Source organism: Glycomyces halotolerans, assembly GCF_054779575.1.
The window spans coordinates 1-519 of the sequence record NZ_BAAGXZ010000083.1; the positions used below are offsets into that span (position 1 = coordinate 1).

Here is a 519-nt window from a genome sequence, read left to right on the forward strand (position 1 = left end):
CAGGAAGATTCAATGCCGAGAATATATATATTTTGTGCTGCCATCCTTATGATTTAGGCCTGAAAATTGTTAATATTGTTCGCAAAGATATTACATAAAATACTATCAAAAAATTCTGGAAAATACTTGGAAAAACGCTGCTGGCTCTGCTGCTGCTTTTTATCATACTTTTGATAGTATTTTCTATTCCTTCTGTTCAAACCTATGTTGCTAAAAAAGTAACAGATTCTGTTAACAAGAATAAAAACGTAAATATTTCCATTGGAAGTGTTGGATTGACCTACGGCGGGAAAATTCGGCTGGGAGATGTGTTGATCCGTGACCATCATGAGGATACGCTTATCTTTTCGGATAGGGTAAAAACTTCTGTTACCAGTCTTTCGAGCATTTTCAATAATTCGCCCACCTTAGGAAACACTACAGCTAATCAGCTTCAGCTGGACCTTAAGATCTATGAAGGTGAAACTCAGGATAATCTGAATATTTTTCTTCAGAAGCTGGAGTCTCAAAAAAAGCAAT

At 36.0% G+C, this 519-nt stretch carries 1 protein-coding gene; it reads left to right on the top strand.

The window, feature by feature from the left end; all coding sequences use genetic code 11:
• Nucleotides 1–170: 170 nt before the first annotated feature.
• Nucleotides 171–519 (top strand): hypothetical protein (locus ACYVL2_RS20140; RefSeq protein ID WP_460546583.1); only part of this gene is annotated, 349 nt, incomplete at its 3' end.